Source organism: Phenylobacterium sp. (genome assembly GCF_031425575.1).
Taxonomy (GTDB): Bacteria; Pseudomonadota; Alphaproteobacteria; order Caulobacterales; family Caulobacteraceae; genus Phenylobacterium.
On the sequence record NZ_JANPJP010000302.1, the window covers coordinates 1 to 2,803 of the forward strand.

General features: G+C 66.6%; 1 protein-coding gene. It reads right to left on the reverse strand.

Translation table 11 applies throughout. The features are described from left to right. Positions 1–145: 145 nt before the first annotated feature. Positions 146–2,803: DNA polymerase I (gene polA / locus RMO97_RS16890; RefSeq protein WP_310542187.1), on the reverse strand; the 2,658-nt coding region annotated here is incomplete at its 5' end.

The following is a 2,803-nucleotide window of genomic DNA, read 5'->3' on the forward strand; positions in this document are numbered from 1 at the left end:
AATAGGGGAAGAGAATCGAGCGAAGATCATTCAAGGGCATTGGCGCTCCTATGGGACAGACTTGGCCATTAGGTACCATCCGGCGCGGTTCGCAATGATAGCGCGGCCACGAGGGAGAGGCGGGGAGGCCACATCCACTGCACCCTCAGTGCGCGTCGTCCCAGTTCGCCGCCGCCCGTGCGTCCACCACCAGCGGCACCGAGATCGACAGCGCAGGCTCCGCCGCCCGCTCCATAATCCGCCGGGCCACGGCGATCACCGCCTCGGCCTCGGCTTCCGGCGCCTCGAAGACCAGTTCGTCGTGGACCTGGAGCAGCATCCTGGCGGTCAACCCCTCAGCGCGCAGCGCGGCGGGCATTCTGATCATTGCGCGGCGCATCACGTCGGCGGCGGCGCCCTGGATGGGGGCGTTGATGGCGGCGCGGTCGCCGAAGGCGCGTTCGGCCTGGGATCGGCCTTGGGCGGCGGGGATGTGGACCTTGCGGCCGAAGATGGTGGTGACGAACCCCTCCGCGCGGACCTGGCGGGTCATGCGGTCCATATAGGTGCGGATGCCGGGGAAGCGTTCGAAGTAGGTCTTGATGTAGGCGCCGGCCTCATCGCGCGGGATCGACAGCTGGTTGGCCAGGCCGAACGCCGAGATACCATAGACGATGCCGAAGTTGATGGCCTTGGCGCGGCGGCGCGTCTCGGCGGGCATGCCGTCGATGGGCACGCCGAACATCTCTGACGCCGTCATGGCATGGATGTCGAGGCCGTCCGCAAACGCCTGTTTCAGTTGCGGAATATCGCCGATGTGGGCCAGCAGGCGCAGCTCGATCTGGGAATAGTCGGCGCTGATCAGGACGTGACCGGCATCCGCGATGAAGCATTTGCGGATCTTGCGGCCTTCCTCCGTGCGGATCGGGATGTTCTGCAGATTGGGGTCGGATGAAGCCAGTCGACCCGTCGTGGCCGCCGCCAGCGAGTAACAGGTGTGGACGCGGCCGGTTTTCGGGTTGATCGCCGCAACCAGGTTATCGGTGTACGTACCCTTCAGTTTCGACAGCTGTCGCCAGTCCAGCAGGATGCGCGGCAACTCGTGGCCCTGTAACGCCAGGTCTTCCAGCATCGAGGCGTCGGTGGACTGCGCGCCGGTGGCCGTGGTGCGACCCGCGGCAAGGCCCATCTCGCCGAACAGGATGTCGCCCACCTGTTTCGGGCTGCCCAGGTTGAAGGGCCGGCCCGCCACGCGGTGGGCCTCCAGCTCGAACTCCGCCATGCGGACCGAGAAATCGTTGGAGAGCTGGCGCAGCCGGTCAGGGTCCACCTTGATGCCGGCCAGCTCCATCTCCACCAGCACCGCCGGCATCGGCCGTTCCAGGGTTTCGTAGACGGTCAGGAGGTGCTCATGCGCCAGCCGGGGTCGCAGGTGCTCATATATACGCAGGGTGACGTCGGCGTCCTCGGCGGCATAGCAGGTCGCGCCCGCCAGTTCGATGTGCTTGAAGCTCTTCTGCGTCTTGCCGTTCCCGGCCACGGTCTTGAAGCTGATCGGCTCATGCCCCAGGAGGCGCCGCGACAGCTCGTCCATGCCGTGGCTTTTGTGCTGGCCGCCCTCCAGGGCGAAGCTGATCAGCATCGTGTCTTCGATGGGGCTGACGTTGACACCGTAGCGCGCCAGCACAGCCAAGTCGTACTTGGCATTCTGAGCCACCTTCAGCACCGAAGGGTCTTCCAGCAGCGGTTTCAGCCGCGCCAGGGCCGCGTCCATGGGGACCTGGGTCAGGTCTGTGGGCGCGTCCAGCTGCAGGCCGCCCTCGCCCTCATGGACGTGGCCCAGGGGGATGTAACAGGCCTTGCCGGGCGCTGTGGCCAGCGACACGCCGCAGAGGCCGGCGCTGGTGGCGCCCAGGGCGTCGGTCTCGGTGTCGAAGGCGATGACCCCGGCGGCGTAGGCCTCGGCGATCCAGCGGTCCAGCGCGGCCAGGTCTTGCACGCACTCGTAAGTGCTGGTGTCGACGGCGGCGTGGCTAGGCGCTGTGGGCGCCTTGGCCTCCGGCGCCGGCGTGGCAGCCACCGTGATGCCTTGGCCCGCATTACCGGCCTTGCCGTCGCCGATGCGCCGGGCCAGCGTGCGGAACTCCATCTTTTCCAGAAAGGCCGCCAGCACCGCCGGGTCCGGATCGTCCACCACCAGGGCGTCCAGCGCCTCGGGCAGCGGGGTGTCGCAATCCAGTTGGACTAACTGGCGCGACAGCCGGATCTGGTCGGCGAAGTCGATCAGGGTCTGGCGGCGCTTGTCCTGCTTGATCTCGTGGGCGCGGCTCAGCAGGGTGTCGAGGTCGCCGTATTCATTGATCAGGGCCGAGGCGGTCTTGATTCCGATGCCCGGGGCGCCCGGCACGTTGTCCACCGAATCGCCGCAAAGGGCCTGCACATCGACGACCTTGTCCGGCGTTACGCCGAACTTCTCGGCGACTTGTTCAATTCCAATCCTGACGTTCTTCATGGCGTCGAACATGAAGACCCGCGGACCCACCAGCTGCATCAGGTCCTTGTCGGACGAGACGATCACCACCTCGCCACCCATGTCGCGGACCTTGCAGGCGTAGGCGGCGATCAGGTCATCGGCCTCGTAGCCCGGCAGTTCGATGGCCGGCACCCCGAACGCCAACGTCGCCTCGCGCACCAGCGGGAACTGCGGCACCAGATCCTCGGGCGGCGGCGGGCGGTGGGCCTTGTACTGATCGTACAGCTTGTTGCGGAAGGTCTTTTCCGAGTGGTCGAAGATCACCGCCAGATGGGTCGGCGCCTCGGCGGA